This window comes from Bradyrhizobium sp. BRP23 (assembly GCF_020194135.1).
Taxonomy (GTDB): Bacteria; Pseudomonadota; Alphaproteobacteria; order Rhizobiales; family Xanthobacteraceae; genus Bradyrhizobium; species Bradyrhizobium yuanmingense.
Genome location: NZ_JADYVW010000006.1, coordinates 350,817 through 372,876, shown reverse-complemented (window position 1 = coordinate 372,876; position 22,060 = coordinate 350,817). Strand labels below are relative to the sequence as shown.

Annotated in this window: 18 protein-coding genes; 6 read left to right on the top strand and 12 right to left on the bottom strand. The window is 64.5% G+C overall.

Features of this window, described 5'->3' with window-relative positions:
* Nucleotides 1–58: 58 nt before the first annotated feature.
* Nucleotides 59–2,020 carry a 4-alpha-glucanotransferase gene (gene malQ, locus I6F24_RS19275; protein WP_225149134.1) on the top strand — a complete coding sequence of 654 codons (1,962 nt, stop codon included), beginning with the start codon at nt 59–61 and terminating at the stop codon, nt 2,018–2,020.
* Between the two features lie 30 nt (nt 2,021–2,050).
* Nucleotides 2,051–3,853 carry a glycoside hydrolase family 15 protein gene (locus I6F24_RS19270; RefSeq protein ID WP_225149133.1) on the top strand — a complete coding sequence of 601 codons (1,803 nt, stop codon included), beginning with the start codon at nt 2,051–2,053 and terminating at the stop codon, nt 3,851–3,853.
* Between the two features lie 209 nt (nt 3,854–4,062).
* Here the strand turns inward: I6F24_RS19270 and I6F24_RS19265 are convergent, their stop codons facing one another.
* From I6F24_RS19265 to I6F24_RS19240, 6 genes are read right to left on the bottom strand one after another with little or no spacing between them, the layout of a single operon-like run.
* Nucleotides 4,063–4,875: an HAD family hydrolase gene (locus I6F24_RS19265; protein WP_225112109.1), complete on the bottom strand. Its 813-nt coding sequence runs from the start codon at nt 4,873–4,875 to the stop codon at nt 4,063–4,065.
* Nucleotides 4,872–5,414: a gluconokinase gene (locus tag I6F24_RS19260; protein WP_225149132.1), complete on the bottom strand. Its 543-nt coding sequence runs from the start codon at nt 5,412–5,414 to the stop codon at nt 4,872–4,874. Before I6F24_RS19260 ends, I6F24_RS19265 begins: the two co-directional genes overlap by 4 nt.
* Nucleotides 5,401–6,150, bottom strand: coding sequence for a 6-phosphogluconolactonase (pgl, locus tag I6F24_RS19255; RefSeq protein ID WP_225149386.1), 750 nt, complete (start codon nt 6,148–6,150; stop codon nt 5,401–5,403). The genes I6F24_RS19260 and pgl overlap by 14 nt, the downstream gene beginning before the upstream one ends.
* The gene (zwf, locus tag I6F24_RS19250) at nt 6,150–7,661 is read right to left on the bottom strand and encodes a glucose-6-phosphate dehydrogenase (protein WP_225149131.1); all 1,512 of its coding nucleotides are present in this window, start codon (nt 7,659–7,661) and stop codon (nt 6,150–6,152) included. Before zwf ends, pgl begins: the two co-directional genes overlap by 1 nt.
* A 22-nt stretch (nt 7,662–7,683) precedes the next feature.
* Entirely contained in the window at nt 7,684–8,688 is a 1,005-nt protein-coding gene (gene gnd, locus I6F24_RS19245) for a phosphogluconate dehydrogenase (NAD(+)-dependent, decarboxylating) (protein ID WP_225149130.1), read from the bottom strand.
* 13 nt (nt 8,689–8,701) lie between these two features.
* Entirely contained in the window at nt 8,702–11,551 is a 2,850-nt protein-coding gene (locus I6F24_RS19240) for a bifunctional transaldolase/phosoglucose isomerase (RefSeq protein WP_225149129.1), read from the bottom strand.
* Nucleotides 11,552–12,401: 850 nt separating this feature from the next.
* On the opposite strand from I6F24_RS19240, the gene I6F24_RS19235 reads away from it, so the two are divergent.
* The 3 genes from I6F24_RS19235 to I6F24_RS19225 are packed head-to-tail and all read left to right on the top strand — an operon-like array spanning nt 12,402 to nt 17,188.
* Nucleotides 12,402–14,345, top strand: a complete 1,944-nt coding sequence (locus tag I6F24_RS19235) for a PrkA family serine protein kinase (protein ID WP_036007284.1) — start codon at nt 12,402–12,404, stop codon at nt 14,343–14,345.
* Between the two features lie 30 nt (nt 14,346–14,375).
* Complete coding sequence (locus I6F24_RS19230) at nt 14,376–15,653, top strand: YeaH/YhbH family protein (RefSeq protein WP_225149385.1); 1,278 nt, start codon at nt 14,376–14,378, stop codon at nt 15,651–15,653.
* Nucleotides 15,650–17,188 carry a SpoVR family protein gene (locus I6F24_RS19225; RefSeq protein ID WP_225112114.1) on the top strand — a complete coding sequence of 513 codons (1,539 nt, stop codon included), beginning with the start codon at nt 15,650–15,652 and terminating at the stop codon, nt 17,186–17,188. The genes I6F24_RS19230 and I6F24_RS19225 overlap by 4 nt, the downstream gene beginning before the upstream one ends.
* A gap of 213 nt (nt 17,189–17,401) precedes the next feature.
* On the opposite strand, the gene I6F24_RS19220 is transcribed toward I6F24_RS19225, so the two are convergent.
* From I6F24_RS19220 to I6F24_RS19195, 6 genes are all read right to left on the bottom strand, one after another.
* Nucleotides 17,402–17,842 (bottom strand): DUF1801 domain-containing protein, encoded by a 441-nt coding sequence (locus I6F24_RS19220; protein ID WP_225149128.1) that lies wholly within the window; start codon nt 17,840–17,842, stop codon nt 17,402–17,404.
* An 11-nt stretch (nt 17,843–17,853) separates the two neighbouring features.
* The gene (locus I6F24_RS19215; protein ID WP_225149127.1) at nt 17,854–18,057 is read right to left on the bottom strand and encodes a hypothetical protein; all 204 of its coding nucleotides are present in this window, start codon (nt 18,055–18,057) and stop codon (nt 17,854–17,856) included.
* Between the two features lie 39 nt (nt 18,058–18,096).
* The gene (locus I6F24_RS19210; protein WP_057026040.1) at nt 18,097–18,525 is read right to left on the bottom strand and encodes an SRPBCC domain-containing protein; all 429 of its coding nucleotides are present in this window, start codon (nt 18,523–18,525) and stop codon (nt 18,097–18,099) included.
* The gene (locus I6F24_RS19205; RefSeq protein ID WP_036027285.1) at nt 18,522–18,845 is read right to left on the bottom strand and encodes a metalloregulator ArsR/SmtB family transcription factor; all 324 of its coding nucleotides are present in this window, start codon (nt 18,843–18,845) and stop codon (nt 18,522–18,524) included. Before I6F24_RS19205 ends, I6F24_RS19210 begins: the two co-directional genes overlap by 4 nt.
* A 214-nt stretch (nt 18,846–19,059) precedes the next feature.
* On the bottom strand, nt 19,060–19,509 hold the full coding sequence (locus I6F24_RS19200; RefSeq protein WP_225149126.1) for a DsrE family protein: 450 nt from the start codon (nt 19,507–19,509) through the stop codon (nt 19,060–19,062).
* 39 nt (nt 19,510–19,548) lie between these two features.
* On the bottom strand, nt 19,549–20,169 hold the full coding sequence (locus tag I6F24_RS19195; RefSeq protein ID WP_225149125.1) for a hypothetical protein: 621 nt from the start codon (nt 20,167–20,169) through the stop codon (nt 19,549–19,551).
* Between the two features lie 321 nt (nt 20,170–20,490).
* On the opposite strand from I6F24_RS19195, the gene I6F24_RS19190 reads away from it, so the two are divergent.
* Entirely contained in the window at nt 20,491–22,056 is a 1,566-nt protein-coding gene (locus tag I6F24_RS19190; protein WP_225149124.1) for an SUMF1/EgtB/PvdO family nonheme iron enzyme, read from the top strand.
* Nucleotides 22,057–22,060 lie beyond the last annotated feature (4 nt).

Here is a 22,060-nt window from a genome sequence, read left to right as displayed (position 1 = left end):
GCGATCTCGCTAATATCGAAGCCCCTGGCCAAACAATGGCCTGCAAGCTGCGTGCCGAATGGATCTTTTAGCTCAAGCCCGCATCAAGGGCGTTCAATCCGAATTCATCGATGCCCTCGGCAAGCTGCGGGTCACCGCGCCCGAGGCCCTCAAATCCATCCTCGACGCCCTGCCGGAGAAGCGGGTCTATCGCTTCGTCAGCGGGCCGGTCGTGGTGCGTGCGCTCGGACGCCCGCGCACGGAATTGGCGTCGGTTGGCACACCACCGCTGCAATGGAAAATCGTCGGCAACGGCAAGGTGATCGCGGCAGGCGAGACGCGCGAGCCCGTGATCGCCTGGCCCGCGGGCCTGGCGCTCGGGTATCACCGCCTGACGCTGACCGATGCCGAAGGCGCGAGCGAAGACGTGCCGATGATCGTGGCGCCCGAGCGCTGCTTCGGCGGCGATTTCGACCGCGGCTGGCTGCTCGCCGTGCAGCTCTACAGCGTCCGTTCGAATCGCAATTGGGGCATCGGCGATTTCACCGATCTCGCTGGCCTCGTCCGGCTCGCCAAGCAACTCGGGGCCGACGGCGTCGGGCTCAATCCGCTGCATGTCCTGTTCGACGATCACCCGGCCGATTGCAGCCCCTATTCGCCGAACAGCCGGCTTTTCCTCAACCCGCTCTACATCGACGTCGAGGCGATCCCTGAATTCTCCGCCGACCTCGTGCCCGACGCCGCCGCGACCGCCGCCCGTCTGCGCGAGGGCGACCGCGTCCCTTATACCGACATGGCGGCGCTGAAATGGCTGGGCCTGCGCGCCGCCTTTAACAGCTTCGTGACAAGCGCGAGCGCGGCGCGTCGCAAGGCGTTTGACGCCTTCCGGGCGGAGCGCGCGCCGCTGTTGTCCTGCTTTGCCTGTTTCGAGGTGCTGCGGCATCGCTTCGCAGGACCCTGGTGGGAATGGCCGGCGGAATGGCAGCAGCCGGACGAGGCGAAATTCGCCGAGCTGCGCAATGGCGCGGACAGGCGCGAGGTCGAGTTCGTCGAATTCGTGCAATGGACGGCCGACAGCCAGCTGCATGCGGCCAAGGAGCTGGCCGGCCAGCTCGGCATGCGGGTCGGGCTCTATCTCGACGTCGCCGTCGGCGTTCAGTCCAACGGCTTCGATGCCTGGAACGAGCAGACGGCGATCTCGCGTCATCTCGCGGTCGGTGCGCCGCCCGACGTGCTCAACACCATCGGCCAGGACTGGGGTCTTGCCGGCTTCAACGCCGGTGGGCTGGAAGCGCAATCCTTCGTCCCGTTCGCCGACATGCTGGCGGCGTCGATGCGCCATGCCGGAGCCATCCGGCTCGATCACGTGCTCGGCCTGAAACGGCTTTATCTGGTGCCGCGCGGCTTCAAGCCCGACAACGGCGCCTATGTGCAGATGCCGTTCGAGGCGCTGCTGGCCGCCGTGGCGCGCGAGAGCGCAGCCCACAAATGCATCGTGATCGGCGAGGACCTCGGCACCGTGCCGGAAGGTTTCCGCGAGATGATGCAGGATTTCGGCATCTGGTCCTATCTCGTCATGATGTTCGAGCGCGACGATGCCGGCCATTTCCGCAATGTCGACCATTACCGGCCCAATGCGCTGGTGACGCTGAATACGCATGACCTGTCGACCTATGCCGGCTGGCGCTCTTTCAGCGATCTCAAGATGAAGCGCTCGCTCGGGCTCGATCCCGGCGAGAACGACCAGGCGCGCTGGGATGCGCTCGGCGGGCTCGACGAGATCCTGCGCCAGAACGGCATCAGCGCCAATGATCTCTACTCTGTGCTGGCCTTCCTGTCGCGCACGCCGTCACGGCTGCTCGCGGTGTCGATGGAGGATCTGCTCGGCGTGATCGACCAGCCCAACATTCCCGGCACGATCGACGAGCATCCGAACTGGCGCCAGCGCCTGCCGGTCGCGCTCGACAAGATCGCGTCCAAGATCGATCTCGCAGCTTTGAAGGCTGCGACACGGGAACGTTCATTGCCCGGCGGGAATTGAGCCGCCGGGACTTGCCAGGCTCGCACGACATTGGCTCAGAGGATCGAGGACTATGCGCTGATCGGCGATTGCGAGACCGCGGCGCTGGTCGGGCGCAACGGCTCGATCGACTGGCTGTGCTGGCCGGCCTTCGATTCCGACGCCTGCTTCGCCGCCATCCTCGGTACCCACAAAAACGGCCGCTGGCTGGTCGCGCCGAGCGAGGCCGCAACCTCCATCTCGCGGCGCTATCTCGGCAACACCCTCATCCTCGAAACGCGGTTCGAGACGAAGAACGGCACCGTCGCGCTGATCGATTTCATGCCGCTACGCGGCAAGGCGTCCGACATCGTGCGGCTGGTCCGCGGCATCCGTGGCACCGTGAAGATGCGGATGGAGCTCGTCATCCGCTTCGGCTTCGGCGCGGATATTCCCTGGGTGCGGCGGATCGACCATTCCTTGATGGCCATCGCCGGCCAGGACATGACGGTGCTGCGCACTCCGGTCGAGACCCGCGGCGAGGATCTGACCACCGTCTCGGATTTCGAGGTGAAGGAAGGCGAGACCGTGCCATTCGTGCTGACTTACGGTCCCTCGCATCTCGCCCCGCCTGCGCCGATCGATGCGGAGCTGGCGCTTCAGGAGACCGAAAAATTCTGGGAGGACTGGTGCGGCCATTGCACCCGTGACGGCGACTATCAGGAGCTGGTCCTGCGTTCGCTGATCACGCTGAAGGCGCTGACCTTCGCGCCGACCGGCGGCATCGTCGCGGCACCCACCACCTCCTTGCCGGAGAAGCTCGGAGGCAGCAGGAACTGGGACTATCGCTTCTGCTGGCTGCGCGATGCCACCTTCACGCTGCTGGCGCTGATGAACTCGGGCTACACCGAGGAAGCCCTGGCCTGGCACAATTGGCTGCTGCGCGCGGCCGCCGGCTCCCCGGCGAACATGCAGATCATGTACGGCATCTGGGGCCAGAGGCGCCTCCTGGAATGGGAGGCGGGCTGGCTCGACGGTTATGAGGGTGCGCAGCCGGTGCGCGTCGGCAATGCCGCCCACGCGCAGCTCCAGCTCGATGTTTACGGCGAATTGATCGACGCCTTCCACCAGTCGCGCATGGCGAGGCTCAAGCTCGACGACGAGACGACCTGGGCGCTGGAATGCGCCGTGCTCAATCATCTGGCCGAAGTCTGGGACCGGCCCGACCACGGCATCTGGGAGCGGCGCGGCCAGCCCAAGCACTACGTCTTCTCCAAGGTGATGACCTGGGTCGCCTTCGACCGCGGCATCAAGAGCGCCGAGACCTTCGGCTTCAAGGCGCCGCTGCTGCACTGGCGTGCGCTACGCGAAGCCATCCATCGCGATGTCTGCAACAGGGGATTCGATGCGGAGGAGAATTCGTTCGTCGAGTCCTACGGCTCGAAGATGCTCGACGCCAGCGTGCTGCTGCTGCCCGCCGTCGGGTTCCTGCCGGCGGACGACCCGCGCATCCGCGGCACCATCGCCGCGGCCGAAAAATGCCTGATGCGCGACGGTTTCGTGCTGCGGCACGACCCGCGCGAGCTGCCCCCGGACCAGCCGCCGCTCGAAGGCGCCTTCCTGGCGTGCACGCTATGGCTCGCCGATGCCTACGTGCTGTCGGGCGATCTCGACAAGGCGCAAGTTCTGCTTGACCGCGTGGTCGGCATCGCCAACGACGTCGGGCTACTGGCCGAAGAATACGATTCCGTGGCCCGCCGCCAGACCGGCAATTTCCCGCAGGCGCTGACCCACATCGCGCTGATCAACACGGCGCACAATTTATCGGCGGCAAGGCAGGGCAGCGAGAAGCCGGCAGTGCAGCGGTCGAAGTAGTAGGAAGCGCCGTCAGGCGCTTTTGCCGCCACGAGCACGGTGCACTCCCTCTCCCGCTTGCGGGAGAGGGTTGGGGAGAGGGTGTCTCCGCAATGGGATAGCCCCCTAGAGGAGAAAGCCCTCACCCGCGCCTTCGGCGCGACCTCTCCCGCAAGCGGGAGAGGTTGCACCGAGCCCGTGGCAATCGAGTCAATCTAAGCCATTCCGCTTTAGCCCACCCCATTCCGCGTCAAGATCATCTCCATCGCCTCGGCAAAGCCGTCCTGCTCGTTGGTCGCAGTGACGTGCGTCGCCTCGTCCTTGACGTTGTCGGCGGCGTTGCCCATGGCGATCGAGGTGCCGCTGACGCGGAACATGGCGAGGTCGTTCTGCATGTCGCCGATGGTGGCGACCGCGTCGGTGGAGATGCCGAGGCGCCTGGCCATCGCTTGCACGAATGTGCCCTTGTTGAAGCCCGGCGGGGTGATGTCGAGATAATAGGTCTGCGAGCGCACCGCGGTCGCCGCGCTGCCGAGGGCTTCCTGCATCACCTTCTCGCACGCCTCGAGCCGGGCCGCGTCGGCGCTGGCGCCGACGATCTTGCAGGCGCTGGCAAGGTAGGGCGTGAAGTCAGTCACGATCGTCGGATCGGAGCGGATCGTGTGCCGCTCGTGCGCGACGTAGCTGCCGCTGGGATTGTCGATCAGCCATTTGTCGGTGGTGAACAGCCAGACGTCGGCGCCGTAGTCGCGGAGGATCTGCAAGGTGCGCTCGGCCGCGCGCGCTGGAATCAGGTGCTGCTCGACCGGCCGCATCTCGGGATCGACGATCGAGGAGCCGTTGAACGGCCCAACCGGCAGCCACAGCGCCAGCGGCTCGATCAAGAAGCGCATGCCGATCGCCGGACGGCTGGAGGTGATGGTGAAACCGATGCCAGCCTGGTGCAGCCGCTGCACGGCGTTCTTCGCGCGCTCCGTCAGCGTCTTGTCCTTGGTCAGCAGCGTGCCGTCGACGTCGGAGACCACGAGTGAGATTTGGGTCATGGCAGAACCTTGGGTGTTGCGCCGCCCAGTTTGAGCTGCCGCACGATGCCGTCTACGATCGCCTCGACGGTCTCGTCGATCGAGACGGTGATGACGTGCTCGCCCGGCTCCGGAGGCTCCAGCGTCTCGAACTGGCTGGCGAGCAGTCCGGGCGGCATGAAGTGCCCCTTGCGCTGCGCGAGCCGCTCGGCGATCAGCTCCTTGGTGCCCTTCAGGAACACGAAGCGGACGTCATCGCGTCCGCGCAGCAGCACGTCGCGATAGGTGTGCTTCAGCGCCGAGCAGGCGATGATGACGTGCTCGCCGCGGCCGCAGACCCGCGCGATTTCGTCGGCGATGGCATTCAGCCAGGGCCAGCGGTCTTCGTCGGTGAGGGGATGTCCGGCCCGCATCTTCTCGACATTGCTGGCGGGATGGAAGCTGTCGCCGTCCTCGAACCGCCAGCCGAGGCGCTCGCCGAGCGCCTTCGCGACCGTGCTCTTGCCCGAGCCCGACACGCCCATCACGATCAATGCACAGGGTGCTTCAGCGCGGCCCACGAATGTCCTCCGGAAGCGCGGCCTTGTCGACCAGCCAGACGGTCTCGCCGTTCGAGCGCGCGCGCAAGGCCGGCAGATTCTCGCCATTGCAGAGGCGCGTCAAGATCGGCCGCTTGTCGTGCCCGGCAATCTCGAACAGCATCTCGCGGCAGGAGGCCAAAGCGGGCAGGGTGAGCGAGACCCGCGGCACGAACGGCGCAACGTTCGCCTTGGGAACGCCGACGACCCAGCGTCGGGTCTCCTCGATCTCGGGGTAACCGGGAAACAGCGAGGCGGTGTGGCCGTCCGGTCCTGCGCCCATCAGGACGAGATCGAACAGCGGACGTGCGGGATCGAGCTGGTCTCCGCCATAGAAGGCCTGCAGCTCACGCGCGTAGGCTTCCGCAGCGGCATCGGGATTGTCGGCTGTGGTCGGGATCGGGTGAATATGGCCGGCGGGCGCGTGGCGATCGAGAAAGGTCGCGCGGGCGACCGCCATGTTGTTGAGGGGATCGCTTTCGGGCACGAAGCGCTCGTCGCCGATGAACCAGTGCACGCGCTCCCACGGAATCCTGCCGCGCCAGGCCTCGCTGCCGAGCAACTGATACAGCTTCCTCGGGCTGGAGCCGCCGGTGAGGCAGATCGCGATGCGGCCGGCATTGGCCGCGATCCGCGCCATCACGCGTTCGGCCGCGGCGCGGGCGAGAGCTTCGGCATCGGCCTCGACGATCAGCTTCGGCTGCTCGGCCGGAGCCATCACGAGTACTTCCGCCAGCTTCGGCCGTCGCGCCGGAGCAGCTCGTCGGCGCAGGCAGGGCCGTCGCTGCCGGCTTCATAGGTTTCGATGCCGTTGCTGCCCGCGCTCTTCCAGGCGTCCAGGAACGGCTGCACGGCCTGCCAGCCGGCCTCGATGCCGTCGGCGCGCTGGAACAGGATGTTGTCGCCGATCATGCAGTCGTAGATCAGCGTCTCATAGCCGGTCGAGGGATCCGCGCGGAAATAGTCGCCATAGCGGAACTTCATCTCGACGCCGTCGATGGTGATGCTCGGCCCCGGGATCTTGGCGTTGAACTGCAGCTCGATGCTCTCGGTCGGGGCGATGCCGATGGTGAGGAAGTTCTGCGACAGGCGGTCGACGTCCGTCCCTGAGAACATCGACAGCGGCGCCTGCTTGAACTTGATCGCGACTTCGGTGCGCTTGTGGCCGAGCGCCTTGCCGGTGCGCAAGTAGAACGGCACGCCGGCCCAGCGCCAATTGTCGATCATCAGCTTGAGCGCGACAAAGGTCTCGGTGGTGCTGTCGGGCTTGACGTCCGCGGTCTTGCGATAGTCCGTGATCTCGTCGTCGCCGCTGCGGCCCGCGAGATATTGCGCGCGCACCGAATTCTTCAGTGCGTCCTCCCGGCTGGGCAGCTGGATCGATGTCAGCACGTCCGCCTTCTCGGAGCGTACGGAATGTGCGTCGAAGCGGGCGGGAGGCTCCATCGCGACCAGCGACATCAGCTGGAACAGGTGGTTCGGCACCATGTCGCGCAGCGCGCCGGTAGCATCATAGAAGCCGCCGCGGTGGCCGACCCCGAGCTTCTCTTCGACGGTGATCTGGATGTGGTCGATGTGGTTGCGATTCCAGATCGGCTCGAACATGCCGTTGGCAAAGCGCAGCACCAGGATGTTCTGCACCGTTTCCTTGCCGAGATAATGATCGATCCGGTAGATCTGGTGCTCGTCCATGATCTTCAAGAGTTCGGCATTCAGCGCGCGGGCCGAGGCGAGGTCGGTGCCGAACGGCTTTTCGATCACGAGCCGCCGCCAGGCGCCGTTCTCCTTCATCATGCCGGTGCGGCCGAGCTCCCGCGCGGTCGGCGCGAACGCGGCCGGCGGGGTTGCCAGATAGAACAGCCGGTTGCCGCCGGTGTCCTGCGCGCATTCCAGCGAATCCAGATGCTCGCGCAGGCGATCGAAGGAGGGCGGATCCTTTGCGTCGGCCTCGACGAAGGTCACGCATTCCAAAAGCCTCGTCGCGATGTCGTCGTCCACCGGGCGCGTCGCGAATTGCCGCAAGCCCTTCAGCAGGCTGTCGCGCAGCTCCTCATCCGACTGGCCCCTGCGGGCGACGCCGACGACGCAGAATTTCTCCGGCAACAGATGCTCGGCCGCCAGGTTGTAGAGCGAGGGCATCACTAGGCGATGGGTAAGATCGCCGGTGACGCCGAAGATGACGAAGGCGCAATTTTCCGGCTTGCGCTTTGGCTGCGGGTCTTTTGTCACGAATGGTCGGCCTTCGCTTGGTTTACGCGTTCTTCGGCTTCGCCGCGCCCGGCTGCGTCGGCTCCTTGTGCCCGCCGAACCCTGCACGCATCGCCGAGAGAATTTTTTCGGCGAAGGTGTGTTCCTTGCGGGAACGGAAACGTGTGTAGAGCGCCGCGGTCAAAACCTCGGCCGGCACGGCCTCGTCGACCGCCGCATTCACGGTCCAGCGGCCTTCGCCGGAATCCTCCACGAAGCCGGAATATTCCGACAGTTGCGGACTGTCGGCGAGTGCCGTCGAGGTGAGGTCGAGCAGCCAGGATGGGATCACGCTGCCGCGCCGCCACACTTCGGCGATGTCGGCGAGATCGAAATCGTAGCGATGATCTGCCGGCAAGGCGTCGATATTGGCGTTCCTGAGGATGTCGAAACCTTCGGCATAGGCCTGCATCAGGCCGTATTCGATGCCGTTGTGGATCATCTTGACGAAATGGCCGGCGCCGACGGGCCCGGCGTGGATGTAGCCTTGCTCGACGCGGGGATCGCGGCCCTCGCGCCCCGGCGTGCGCGGAATGTCGCCGGCGCCCGGCGCGAGCGCCGCGAAGATCGGATCGAGCCGGTCGACCACCTGCTTCTCGCCGCCGATCATCATGCAGTAACCGCGGTCGAGCCCCCAAACCCCGCCTGAGGTGCCGACATCGACATAATGGATGCCGCGCGCCTTCAGCGCCTTGCCGCGGCGGACGTCGTCCTGCCAGAAGGTGTTGCCGCCGTCGATGATGACGTCGCCTTCCTGCATCACGCCGGCGATCGTCTCGATCGTGGTCTCGGTGATGCGTCCTGCCGGCAGCATCACCCAGGCCGTGCGCGGCCGCTCCAGCTTGGCGACGAACTCTTCCAGCGTCGCCGAGCCGACCGCGCCGTCGGCGGCAAGGCCCGCGACGGCCTTGGCGTCCTTGTCGTAGACCACCGTCGAATGCCCGTGGCGCATCAGGCGGCGAACGATGTTGCCGCCCATTCGGCCGAGGCCGATCATGCCGAGTTGCATCTGCATTATTCCTTTAGTTCAGCGCGTCGTTGAGCGCTGCATTGAGCGCGGCAAGGCCTTTCTTGAGCCCGCCCTTCAGGTGCACCCGCAGCGCACGCCGGCCGCGTTCCGTCAGCACGTCGAAATCGCCGCGGGCCTGCGCCGCCTTGATCACGCCGAAGCTCGCCTTCTGGCCCGGCACAGGCAGGTCCTTGGCGTCATCGGCGGTGATCTGGAGGAAGACGCCGCTGTCGGGCCCGCCCTTGTAGGCCTGTCCCGTCGAGTGCAAGAAGCGCGGGCCGAACTCGGCGCAGGTCGCGACATGCCGCTTCTCGCGCACCTCGAGGCGCATGGCCTGAAGCGCGTCGATCGTGGCCTTGTCGCGCGCGATGTAGCCGAGCAGGGCGACGTAGTCTCCGTCGCTGGATCGCGACAGATGCGCCTTCAGCCAGGAGCCGAGATCGCCATTGGCGCCGGCGGCGCGTAGCGCCGTGGCATTGGCCTCGTCGGTGTAGAGATCGGCTTCCTTGGTGCTGACCACCGGCTCTTCCGCCGGCAGCTTGCCGGTCTTCTCGAACGCGGCGGTGAGCTCGCGGGTCTTGATCTTGGCCGCTTCGACGTCCGGCTGGTCGAACGGGTTGATGCCGAGAATGCTGCCGGCCACGGCGGTTGCCATCTCGAAGCGGAAGAATTCCTGGCCGAGATGCTCGATCGACTTCATGACGATGCGCACCACGGGGTGACCCGCCGCCTCGATCGCGGCAAGCTGGGAATCGTGTGCGGCGTCCGCTTCGCCTTCGACGCGGATGTCGATGAAGAAGCGGTCGTTGCCGTAGACGGAGGGATCGCCCAGCGGCTCGCCCTCGATCGGGATCAGGCCCTTGCCCTCCTTGCCGGTCGATTCCGCGATCAGCTGCTCGGCCCAGGCGCCGAAATCGGCGATCTTCTTCGACGCCAGGATCGTCACCTTGTCGCGGCCTTCGAGTCCCGCGAGACCTATGGCAAGGCCGAGCTGCACGCCCGGGTTTTCGGACGGCGGCACATCGGGGCCACAGGAGCGGGCCATCGCCAGCGCATGCTTGACGAAGCTCTTGACGTCGATGCCCGCGGTTGCCGCCGGCACCAAGCCGAAGGGCGAGAGCACCGAATAGCGTCCGCCGATCGAGGGCTCGCCATGGAAGATGCGGGCGTAGTTCAGCTGCTTCGCCGCCTTCTCCAGCGACGAGCCGGGGTCGGTCACCGCGATGAAGCGATGGCCGGTCTTCACCTTTGCACCCACCGCCTTGGCAACCTGCTCGTGGAAATAGTCCTTCATCGCGTTCGGCTCGGTGGTGCCGCCGGACTTGCTGGAGACGATGAACACGGTGTTGGCGATGTCGATCTTCGCCTCCATCGCCCGCACCTGCGCCGGGTCGGTGGAGTCGAGCACGTGCAGCTTGGGGAAGCCGGGCTTCTTGCCGAAGGTCTCCGCCAGCACCTCGGGTCCGAGGCTGGAGCCGCCCATGCCGAGCACGACGGCGTCGGAGAATTTCTGGCTCTTCACGCGGCCCGCATAGTCCTCGTAATCGGCAATGTCGGCCTTCGCCGGGCTGTCGAGCCAGCCCAGCCATTTGTCCTCGTCCGCGCCGGTCCAGACCGACTTGTCGCGCTGCCACAGCCTGCGGATCTTGGCCGACGCCCGCCATTCCTCCGTGGTCTTGGCCAGCGCCTTGCCGAGCCCGTCGCCCAGCGAGAGCTGCTGGCGGTCGAGTGCGGGCCCGAGCACGACGGCGCGCTTGTGGGCGACGGCGCCGTAGAGCTTGTCGGCGGCATCCGCAAACAGCTTGACGCCGTCCTTGACCAGCTCCTCGGCAATCGCATCGAGCGAGATGCCGGAGCGCTCCAGCTCCTCCAGCACGCGCTTCGCGTCCTCGACGTTCTCCTCCAGGCTGTCGCGCGGCTTGCCGTGATCGCGGAACGCATCCAGCGTTGCCGGCGGCACGGTGTTGATGGTGTCGGGGCCGATCAGCTCCTCGACATAGAGGACGTCGCTGTAGTCCTTGTTCTTGGTGCCGGTGGAGGCCCACAGCATGCGCTGCGGCTTGGCGCCCTTGGCGGCGAGCTTCTCCCAGCGCGGGCCTGCGAACAGGCGCTTGTAGTCCTGATAGGCGAGCTTGGCGTTGGCGATCGCCACCTTGCCCTTGAGCGCGGCGAGACGTTCCTTCTCGGACGGATCGTTGGCGCGGGCGATCTTCTCGTCCAGCTGCTTGTCGACGACCGAGTCGATCCGGCTGACGAAGAAGCTGGCGACGCTGGCGACATGCGACGGATCGCCGCCGCCGGCGACGTAGGTCTCGAGACCGGCGATGTAGGCCTCGGCCACCTCGAGATAGACGGCCTTGGAGAACAGTAGCGTGATGTTGATGCTGATGCCCTCGCTGATCAGCTGCTCGATCGCCGGCAGGCCCTCCGGCGTCGCCGGCACCTTCACCATCAGGTTCTTGCGACCGACGTCCTTCCAGAGCCGCCGCGCCTCCGCGATCGTGCCCGATGTGTCCATTGCGAGATAGGGGGAGACCTCCAGGCTGACATAGCCGTCGCCGCCCTTGAGGCGGTCATAGACCGGGCGCAGCACGTCGGCGGCGTTCTGGATGTCCTCGATCGCGACGGCCTCGAACAGGTCGGCCACGGTGCGGTCGCCGCGCTTCAGCGCCTTGCCGATCGGGGCGTCATATTCGTCCGAGCTGCCGATTGCCTTCTCGAAGATCGACGGGTTGGAGGTGACGCCCTTGACGCCGTCGGTGTCGATCAGCCGCTTCAGGTCGCCCTTGGCGATGAAGCCGCGGGCCAGGAAGTCGAGCCAGACCGCCTGTCCGTGCTTTTCCAGTTCTTTGACGGGATTCATGATGCTTATTATCTCCAAGCCTGCGGACGAGGGGTTTTCGCGAACGTCTGACGCGCTATCCTCTAGCCTACATGCACCCGGGAGGGAACCAATCAAGGGTGCGGGAGTCATACCCTCCAGTGTAACTCCGTCGCGATCATGGCGATCCAGACGGGCAGCTTGCTGTTGCGTAAAGGTCGTTCACCATCCGGCCGATCTTAGCGCCTCGCTGTCCAGCGGGCATGTCGTCGTCATCCACTCCTTCGCATCCGCGCTCTCCGTACCGACAATGAATTTCTGCCACGGGGTTCGATAGCGGAGATCTTGCTCGAAGATTGCCGCGGTCACGAAATGATCGTGCTGAGGCCGACGCCGGACATGCGAGAGCTCCGCGGCATCCCAAGCTGGCCGTTGCGCACAGAACGATCGCGTTGTCATCCGTCGGGGTGGGCCTGGCCTGGCAGCGACTGTGACACGGTGCTGCGCGTTGCCGCGACGTACAGGCCGCCAGCACACCGCATTGCAGCAGGAAGATGAACGGGGACCGCAAGGCTTCGCCGTACAAGCGTCATAAGATCGCCGCTCCCCAATCGCTATGCTGCACCGCCGGATGGGGCCATCCCCGGGAACGCCCGGATGTGGCGACCGAGTGACATTTTCTGGAAATGAGCCAGAATAGACGGAGATTCGCACAAATTACAGGCAGGTGCCTGTTCGTAACTCATGGAGTGCCTACGTTGTGCGTTGCGTCGAGTCGGCACCAGGGTGTCCAATGATTGTCATGTGCTCACGCTGATTCGAAACGGCCTGAGGAACGGTCCGGTAACTGCTTTCGTTTCAGCTTGTAGCGGAACTCACGCGGAGAGGGATCATGTACAACGATTCTCTATTCAACGCTTTCGCTCGGTCGTTCGAGGCGAGAAGCCAGCACGACATGTCGATGGCGGAATATCTGGAATCGTGTCGAAGCGATCCCATGAAATACGCGAACGCGGCCGAACGACTGCTAGCGGCGATCGGTGAGCCCCAGACGATTGACACGGCCAAGGACCCACGCCTTGGCCGTATTTTTTTGAACCGCACCATCCGCACCTATCCAGCCTTCGCCGGCTTCTACGGCATGGAAGAAACCATCGAGCGCATCGTCGGTTTCTTCCGCCATGCGGCGCAAGGTCTCGAAGAGCGCAAGCAGATCCTCTATTTGCTCGGCCCGGTCGGCGGCGGCAAGTCCTCGCTCGCCGAGCGGCTCAAGTCGCTGATGGAAGTGCAGCCGATCTACGTGCTCAAGGCCGGTGACGAGCTCTCGCCCGTGTTCGAGAGCCCGCTCAGCCTGTTCGATCCCGATCAGCTCGGTCCGATGCTGGAGGAGAAGTACGGCATTCCGCGCCGTCGCCTCACCGGCCTGATGAGCCCGTGGTGCTACAAGCGGCTGGAAGCCTTCGGCGGCGACATCTCGCAATTCCGGGTCGCCAAGATCCAGCCGTCGCGGCTGCGCCAGATCGCGATCGCCAAGACCGAGCCCGGTGACGAGAACAACCAGGACATCTCCTCGCTGGTCGGCAAGGTCGACATCCGCAAGCTCGAGACCTACGCCCAGAACGATCCCGACGCCTACAGCTATTCCGGCGGCCTCAACCGCGCCAATCAGGGCGTGCTCGAGTTCGTCGAGATGTTCAAGGCGCCGATCAAGATGCTGCACCCGTTGCTGACCGCAACCCAGGAAGGCAACTATATCGGCACCGAGAATATCGGCGCGATCCCGTTCACCGGCATCATCCTGGCGCACTCGAACGAAGCCGAGTGGGCCAGCTTCAAGGCCAACAAGAACAACGAAGCCTTCATCGACCGCATCTGCGTCATCAAGGTGCCCTACTGCCTCAGGGTCACCGAGGAGCAGAAGATCTACGAGAAGCTGATCCAGGGCTCCGAGCTCGCCTCGGCTCCTTGCGCGCCGTCGACGCTGGAGACGCTGGCGCGGTTCTCGGTGATGTCGCGCCTGCGCAAGCACGAGAACTCCACCCTGTTCGCCAAGATGCGGGTCTACGACGGCGAGAGCCTGAAGGAATCCGATCCGAAGGCGCGCAGCGTCCAGGAATATCGCGACGCCGCCGGCGTCGACGAAGGCATGGATGGCGCCTCGACCCGCTTCGCCTTCAAGATCCTGGCTGCGACGTTCAACCACGATCCGCAGGAGGTGGCCGCCGACGCCGTGCATCTGATGTACGCGCTGGAGCAGGCGATCCGCCGCGAGCAGCTGCCTGAGGAGACCGAGAAACGCTATCTCGAGTTCATCAAGGCCGAGCTCGCACCGCGCTACGCCGAGTTCATCGGCAACGAGATCCAGAAGGCTTATCTCGAATCCTACTCGGATTACGGCCAGAACCTGTTCGATCGCTACGTCGACTATGCCGACGCCTGGATCGAGGACCAGGACTTCAAGGATCCCGATACCGGCCAGCTGCTCGATCGCGAGCTTTTGAACCAGGAGCTGACGAAAATCGAGAAGCCGGCGGGCATCGCCAACCCCAAGGATTTCCGCAACGAGGTCGTCAAATTCTCGTTACGCTCCCGGGCCCAGAACGGCGGCAAAAATCCGACCTGGACCTCCTACGAGAAGATTCGCGATGTGATCGAAAAGCGGATATTCTCCCAAGTCGAGGACCTGCTTCCGGTCATCTCCTTCGGGTCGAAGAAGGACGGCGAGACGGAGAAGAAGCACGGCGAGTTCGTCGCACGCATGGTGGAGCGCGGCTATACCGAACGTCAGGTTCGCCGGCTCGTCGAATGGTACATGCGCGTGAAGCAGGCCGGTTGAGGCGGATGGGAGGCGAATGGTAAAGTGCCCATTCACATTATTGACAGGCGCCTGAATCCAGGCGGCAAGAGTCTTGAGAACCGCCAGCGGTTCTTGCGTCGGGCCAAATCCCTGGTGCAGGGCGCCGTCAAGAAGACCTCGCAGGAACGCGACATCAAGGACGTCCTGGAGGGTGGTGAGGTCACGATTCCACTCGACGGCATGCACGAGCCGCGTTTCCGCCGTGAAGGCGGGACGCGCGACATGGTCCTGCCCGGCAACAAGAAGTTCATTGAAGGCGACTATCTCCAGCGCTCCGGCCAGGGCAGCGCCAAGGATTCCGGTCCCGGCGAAGGCGACAGCGAGGACGCCTTCCGCTTCGTGCTGAGCCGCGACGAGTTCGTCGATCTATTCCTCGACGACCTCGAGCTTCCGGATCTCGCCAAGCGCAAGATCGCACAGACCGAGAGCGAAGGCATCCAGCGCGCCGGCTACACCATGACCGGCTCGCCCGCCAACATCTCGGTGAGCCGGACGGTGAAGCTCGCGCTCGCCCGCCGCATCGCGCTCAAGCGTCCGCGCAAGGACGAGATCGAAGAGCTGGAAGCCTCGATCGAAGCATGCACGGACGAGGACGAGCGTGCGGCTCTCGTGGCCCGGCTCGAAACGTTGAAGGCGAAGTCCAAGCGCATCCCCTTCATCGATCCGCTCGACATCCGCTACCGGCGCTTCGAGACGGTGCCCAAGCCCGTCGCGCAGGCCGTGATGTTCTGCCTGATGGACGTCTCCGGCTCGATGTCCGAGCACATGAAGGACCTGGCGAAACGCTTCTACATGCTGCTCTACGTGTTCCTGAAGCGGCGCTACAAGCACGTCGAGATCGTCTTCATCCGCCACACCGACCGCGCCGAGGAGGTCGATGAGCAGACCTTCTTCTACGGTCCGGCCTCGGGCGGCACGCTGGTCTCCAGTGCGCTGCAGGCGATGCACGAGAACGTGCGCGAGCGCTTCAACCCGTCGGATTGGAACATCTACGCCGCGCAGGCTTCCGACGGCGACAATTCCTATTCCGACGGCGAGCTCACGGGGCTCCTATTGACCGAGAAGATCCTGCCGGTCTGCCAGTTCTTCGCCTATCTCGAGGTCGGCGAGGCCGGCGGCAGCGCCTTCGATCTCTCCGACTCCTCGCTCTGGAGCCTCTACGAACGCCTGCGCAACAGCGGCGCCCCGCTCTCGATGCGCAAGGTCTCGGAGCGCAGCGAGATCTTCCCGGTATTCCACGATCTGTTCCAGCGCCGCGACACTGCCCAGGAGAAGGCCGCTCCATGAAGGAACGTTTGTTCGAAGGCGCCGATTGGGATTTCCACACCTTGCAGCGCATCACCGATGCCTGCGAGGAGGTGGCGCTGAAGGATCTCGGCCTCGACGTCTATCCGAACCAGATCGAGGTCATCACCGCCGAGCAGATGCTGGACGCCTATTCGTCGGTCGGCATGCCCCTGTTCTACAAGCACTGGTCGTTCGGCAAGCACTTCGCGTTCCATGAGGCGTCCTACCGCAAGGGCCTGATGGGGCTGGCCTACGAGATCGTCATCAACTCCTCGCCCTGCATATCCTATCTGATGGAGGAGAACACGGCGACGATGCAGACGCTGGTGATCGCGCACGCCGCCTTCGGCCACAACCATTTCTTCAAGAACAATTATCTGTTCAAGCAATGGACCGATGCCGACGGCATCCTGGACTATCTCGACTTCGCCAAGAACTACGTCATGCAGTGCGAGGATCGCTACGGCCGCATCGAGGTCGAGCGCACGCTCGACGCCGCGCACGCGCTGATGTCGCACGGCATCGACCGTTATCCCGGCAAGAAGAAGCTCGATCTGCGCGCCGAGGAGAAGCGGGCAGGGCGTCGCCGTCAGCACGAGGAGGAGGTCTTCAACGATCTCTGGCGCACCGTGCCGAAGGGCGCCGCCAAGAGCCGCTCCACGCTCAGCATCGAGCGCCGCCGCAAGCTGCTCGGCCTGCCGCAGGAGAATTTGCTCTATTTCCTGGAGAAGAGCGCGCCGCGGCTGGCGCCCTGGCAGCGCGAGCTGCTCCGCATCGTCCGCCACATCGCGCAATATTTCTATCCGCAGAGCCAGACCAAGGTCATGAACGAGGGAACGGCGACCTACGTCCATTATCGCATCATGACCAAGCTGCACGAGCAGGGTCGCATCAGCGACGGCAACTTCCTCGAATTTCTGGGGTCGCACACCAATGTGGTGTTCCAGCCCGAATTCGACGACCCGCGCTTCTCGGGCTTCAATCCTTACGCACTCGGTTTTGCCGTGATGCAGGACATCGAGCGCATCGTCGCCAATCCCGAAGACGAGGACCGCGAGTGGTTTCCCGACATCGCCGGCAAGGGCGACGTCATGGGCGTGCTGCGCGACGTCTGGGCCAATTACCGCGACGAAAGCTTCATCGGGCAGTTCCTGAGCCCGAAATTGATGCGGCACTTCCGCATGTTCCACCTGCACGACGATCCCGAGGAGCGCGCCGGCATCCGGGTCGACGCCATCCACGACGAGCGCGGCTTCCGCCGCGTCCGCCGCGAGCTGGCGCGGCAGCACGATGTCGGCTTCATCGATGCCAATATCGAGGTGGTCGACGTCGATCTCTCCGGCGACCGCCGCCTGATCCTGCATCACCACGTCATCAAGGGCTCGCAGCTCAACGAGACCGACGCCAAGCGCGTGCTCCAGCACCTGGCCGATCTCTGGACCTACGACGTCGCACTGATCGAGGTCGACGCCAACGACAAGGTCCTGCGCGAATACGTCGTCAGCCCGCGCCCGATCGCGGCGGCGGTGGCGTGACGGGGGCTGCCTACATGGGGCACCACGCGAGATGCGCATTGATGTGCCCTCGCCCCTTGCGGGAGAGGGCAGCGATGCCGGCAGACATAAGCTCACTGGGGTGAGGGGTATCTCTCCGCACTCTCCCGTGCCGATGGAGACCCCTCATCCGGCGCTTCGCGCCACCTTCTCCCGCAAGGGGAGAAGGAAGGCACTTGTGGCGGCCCATCGCGTCTACGAGGCTGATCGCTTCCCCGGCTTCTTCTTGCTCGCATTCAGCTCGACCGCCGCGCGGATCAGCGCCTTCAACGCCTTCTCGTTGATCGTTTCGCCCTCGCGAATATCGATCGCGCGGCGCACATTGCCGTCGAGGCTGGAATTGAAGAGACCTGCGGGATCCGCCAGCGCGGCGCCCTTGGCGAAGGTCAGCTTCACGACCTCCTTGTAGGTCTCGCCGGTGCAGATGATGCCGTCGTGCTCCCAGACGGGAACACCGCGCCATTTCCACTCTTCGACGACATCAGGGTCGGCCTCCTTGATCAGCGCGCGAACCCGCCCCAGCATCTCGCCGCGCCAGTCGCCGAGCTCCTTGATCCGGCCGTCGATCAGCTTGGATGGCGAGGCGGTACCTGCTTGCTTCGCGCTGCTCGTCTTCGCCGTCACGGGCTTCTTCATCACCGCCTCGTTCACGTGTTGCTGCGGCCGCGATAAGGCAGCGCGAACAGATAGAGCCCGGTCGCGAGCAGCGGAATCAGCGGCACCAGCGCCAGGAAGCCGATCCACACGGCCTCGACTTGCATCGTCATCGCCACGATGTTGGCGATGACGGCAAGCGTGAAAGCCATCGACAGCCAGCGATGAATCTGCCGAATCCACATAGGCGTGCTCATTGGGACCTCCTTTGAGAATGATCGGAATGGGTGGTGGAGCTAGCTCGCCCGCGCCAGCAAATCGTCCAGCTTGGCCAAAAACTGCTTCCAGCCGGCATGCGCGCCGCCGAACGCCTGTTTCTGCGTCGGGCGGAAGCCCGCCTGCTCGACGCGCAGATGCGTGCCCGCGCTCGTCGGCGTCAGCGTGAAGGTGACGATGCTCTTGAGGTCGAAGGCGGCGTCCTCATGCGAGAAATTCCAGGTGTAGGCCAGCGTCCTCTGCGGTTCGATGGTGAGCACCTCGCAATCCAGCACGCCGCCCCATTCGCCGCGCAGATTGAAGCGATGGCCGACGACCGGCTTGAAGTCGTTCTTCATCAGCCATTCCTCGATCAGATGCGGCTGCGTCAGCGCGCGCCAGAGCCGCTCGGCGGGATAGGCAAATTCGCGCTCGATCACGACGGAGCGCGTCTCGGCGGGGTCGTTCATTGGTCCATCCTCTTCAGGAGATCGTCGAGGGCGTCTAACCTTTTCTGCCAGAACCCGGCCATCTGGCCGGTCCAGTCGATCAGCGGATTGAGCGCACCGGGCTGCGCGCTGTAATGGGTCTGCCGTCCTTCGTGCCGGTCGCGCACCAGGCCCGCCTGTTTCAGGGCGCCAAGATGTTTCGACACCGCCGGCTGCGACACGCCTGATCGCGCCGTCAGCGCCCCGACCGTCTGCTCCCCCTCACGGCACAGCCGCTCGAAGATCGCGCGCCGGGTGGGGTCGGCGAGCGTTCTGAACAGAAGGTCGGGGGTGGGAGTCATGAAAAATCCATAACCGGGAGGTTATGGATAGACACATAACTGTGGAGTTATGGGTAAGTCAAGTGACGAGGGCTGCGGCGCCGCCATACTCCCCGTCATTGCGAGCGCAGCGAAGCAATCCAGAATCTGTCCGCAGAGGCTGTCTGGGTTGCTTCGTCGCAAGGGCTCCTCGCAAGAACGCGGAAAGGGCTGCGCCAGCCATCGCCGTGCCCACCTACGGCCGCAAATACAGATACCCCTGCGACTGCAGCTCGGCGAGCCGCACCACCCCGCCGTTCTCGGCGTTGACGAAGCCTGGCAGCAGCTCGCTCAGCGTCACGTTCTGCGCTTTCATCGTGTTGCCGCAGGCGGCGAGCTCGATGCCGCCCTTTGAGAAGTCACCGACGCGCTTGCTGACGTCGGGGTTGGCCTGCGCCGAGTGAAACGCCTTCAGCGCCGGGCCGTGGATCACCAGCGCGATCGTCACGTGCTCGGGGCCGCCGACGCCGTCGATGTGGTTCTGGATATTGCCGAGCACGAAATGGACCTTCTCGGCGTCGCTGAGGTGATAGGCCACCTTGAGCTTGTTCGACGGCGCGGTGGCGGTGGTGGCTTTCGCGCTGGAGACGCCAAGCGCCGCACCGAGTGCCGAGACGGCGCTCCACAGGATGTTCCGACGGTTCATGGCGATCTCCTCGACGAAGTCCGAATTTACGCAGGCATATCACTTGTGGCGCAGCGCCGCGAGTTCCTTGCGGTCGGTCACCAGCGAGGCGCACTCGCGATTGTCGGCCCGGTCGAGCCGGAAAATCTTGTCGTCGGCGCCGGCGGTCAGCGAATGCTCGGCGTCATCGTCCGGCTTGTTGTTCTGCCAGACCCTGACACGTTCGAGCCGCACGATCGCGGACCTGTCGTCCTTGGAGAGCGCAACGCCGATGCCGCCGCCATCGCAGTCGACGCCGCAGCCGAGGCGGACCTCGTCGCCGCTCCTGGTGAATACGGCGTGGTTGCACGAGCCGCTGGAGTCGAAATCGCCGCTGCGGTGACGGTACCTGAAGCCAAGGCGGAAGGAATGGTGAAGCTCCTTGTCCTCCTTGTCGAATTCCGCGGAGATCAGCAGCTTCATCGCGGCGACCTTCTGCTTCGGATGCCGCGCCAGATGGTCGGCATCGTAGCGGCGGACGAAGCAGGCATAGGCCTTGTCGCCGGGAGGCTTCGCATACATCCGCGTATTGAAGGTCTCGGCCTCGGCCTTACCGGCCTCGCGGATATCGTCGACTTCCTCGGCGCGGCCGACGCTGGTCAGCGCAGCAAAAGTGAGGGCAGCAAGGATGACGAGCTTCATAAGGGTCTCGTGCACACGACAATTTCGTCGCAGCAGGACAGAGCTGCTGTCTGTTAGACGCAGAATTGGTGACCCGCGTTCAACCGTCGCAAGCCGCTCGAGCGGTGGTCGCGGTGCGGATTCGCGCAACTCGCTTCACGCTCCGCCTTAGTCACTGATAGGCTCGAGAAGGTTCAAGCGGTGAAGCGGGCGGCTCTTCGGAACTTGAAGCCTGCAATCGCTGCGACATTGTCTCGGTTCGTCAATGTGATAGCCTTCACAGACGATCGCCTTTAGCGGTCGTAGGCTGGGGCTGCCTTGTAAGTTTGTGGAGTCCCCCGCATGGGCGAAATTCGCAACTTCAGACCCGGAAATCCCGACGAGCCGCCGCCGCACAGCGGAATGCCTCGCCGTCTCGCCGCGATCATCGTCGGCGATATCGTCTCCTACAGCCGGTTGATGCAGGCCGACGAGGAAGGCACGCATGCCCGCGTCAAGCGGATCGAGCGCGACATCATCCAGCCCAGCATCATCGAGCACCATGGAAGTCTGGTGAAGACGACCGGCGACGGCTTCATCGCCATATTCGACAGTCCCGTGGAAGCCGTTCGATGCAGCATCGTCATCCAGCAGAATCTCGTCGGCCGCAACGCCTCCACTCCCAAGCATTCCCGGCTCGAATATCGGATCGGCGTCAATCTCGGTGACGTCATCGTGGAGCCGGACGACATCTATGGTGACGGCGTCAACATCGCCACGCGTATCGAGGGCATCGCGGAGCCGGGGCAGGTCTTCATATCCGGCGCGATCTACGAGCAGATCAAACACAAGATCGTATGCGGCTATGAGTCGCTCGGCGACCGCAAGGTCAAGAACATCACCGATCCGGTGCGCGTGTATCGTGTGCTGCCGGACGCTGATGCGGTCGGCAAGACAAGAAGCCGGCGTGAGAACGTCCTGCTCTTTCTTCTGATCACGGCATTGCTGGTGATTGCCGGCTACGTGCTTTGGTACGTGCTGGTGCAGCACCGCAGCCAGGTGGGGCAACAGGCTGCCGCTCCCCCGATCGCGGCGCCGTTGGCTTCGCCGGCGCCGCAGTCCGTTCCGTCGTTACCGAGCCCGGCAGCACCGGCGCCACAAGCCGCACCCGCGGCTTCTCCGTTGCCCACAACGGTGCCACCGCCCGCAGCATCGCCTTCACCGTCTCCGGCATCCAGTCCATCGATGACGCCGGTCCGGGAACCCGAAATGATCGCCATTCGTGGCGGCAGCTTCGCGATGGGAAGCAATGACGATCCGACCGAACGACCCGTCCATCAGGTCACGATCAAGCCGTTCTCGATCGGAAAATATCCGGTAACGGTGCAGGAGTGGAACGAATGCGCTGCCGCCAAGGCGTGCGGATTCACGGCCACTGGCAAGGACGATGCCCCGGTCAGCAATGTGAGCTGGACCGATGCGCAGCAATATGTCGCCTGGCTCGCGCAAGCGACGAAGAAGCCCTACCGGCTTCCCAGCGAAGCCGAATGGGAATATGCGGCACGCGGCGGGACACAGACCAAATATTGGTGGGGCGACAAGCTCCAGCCGGGCATGGCGGGCTGCAAGGATTGCGGTGAACTTGCGGCCGAGCAGCCGGCCAAGGTCGGCAGTTTCAAGCCCAATCCATTCGGGCTTTACGACATGGGCGGCGGCATCGATCAGTGGGTCGCAGACTGCTGGCACCGGACGTATCAGGGCGCGCCCAGCGACGGCTCGGCGTGGACTAGCCCTGACTGCGGCTCTCATGTCCTGCGCTCAGGCTCCTGGAAGAACGATTCGAGATATGTGCGGCCGTCAAACCGCGGTGGATACGACACCGGCGTCCGTTACCCCACGCATGGATTCCGGATCGCGCTCAGTCCGTAGGTAC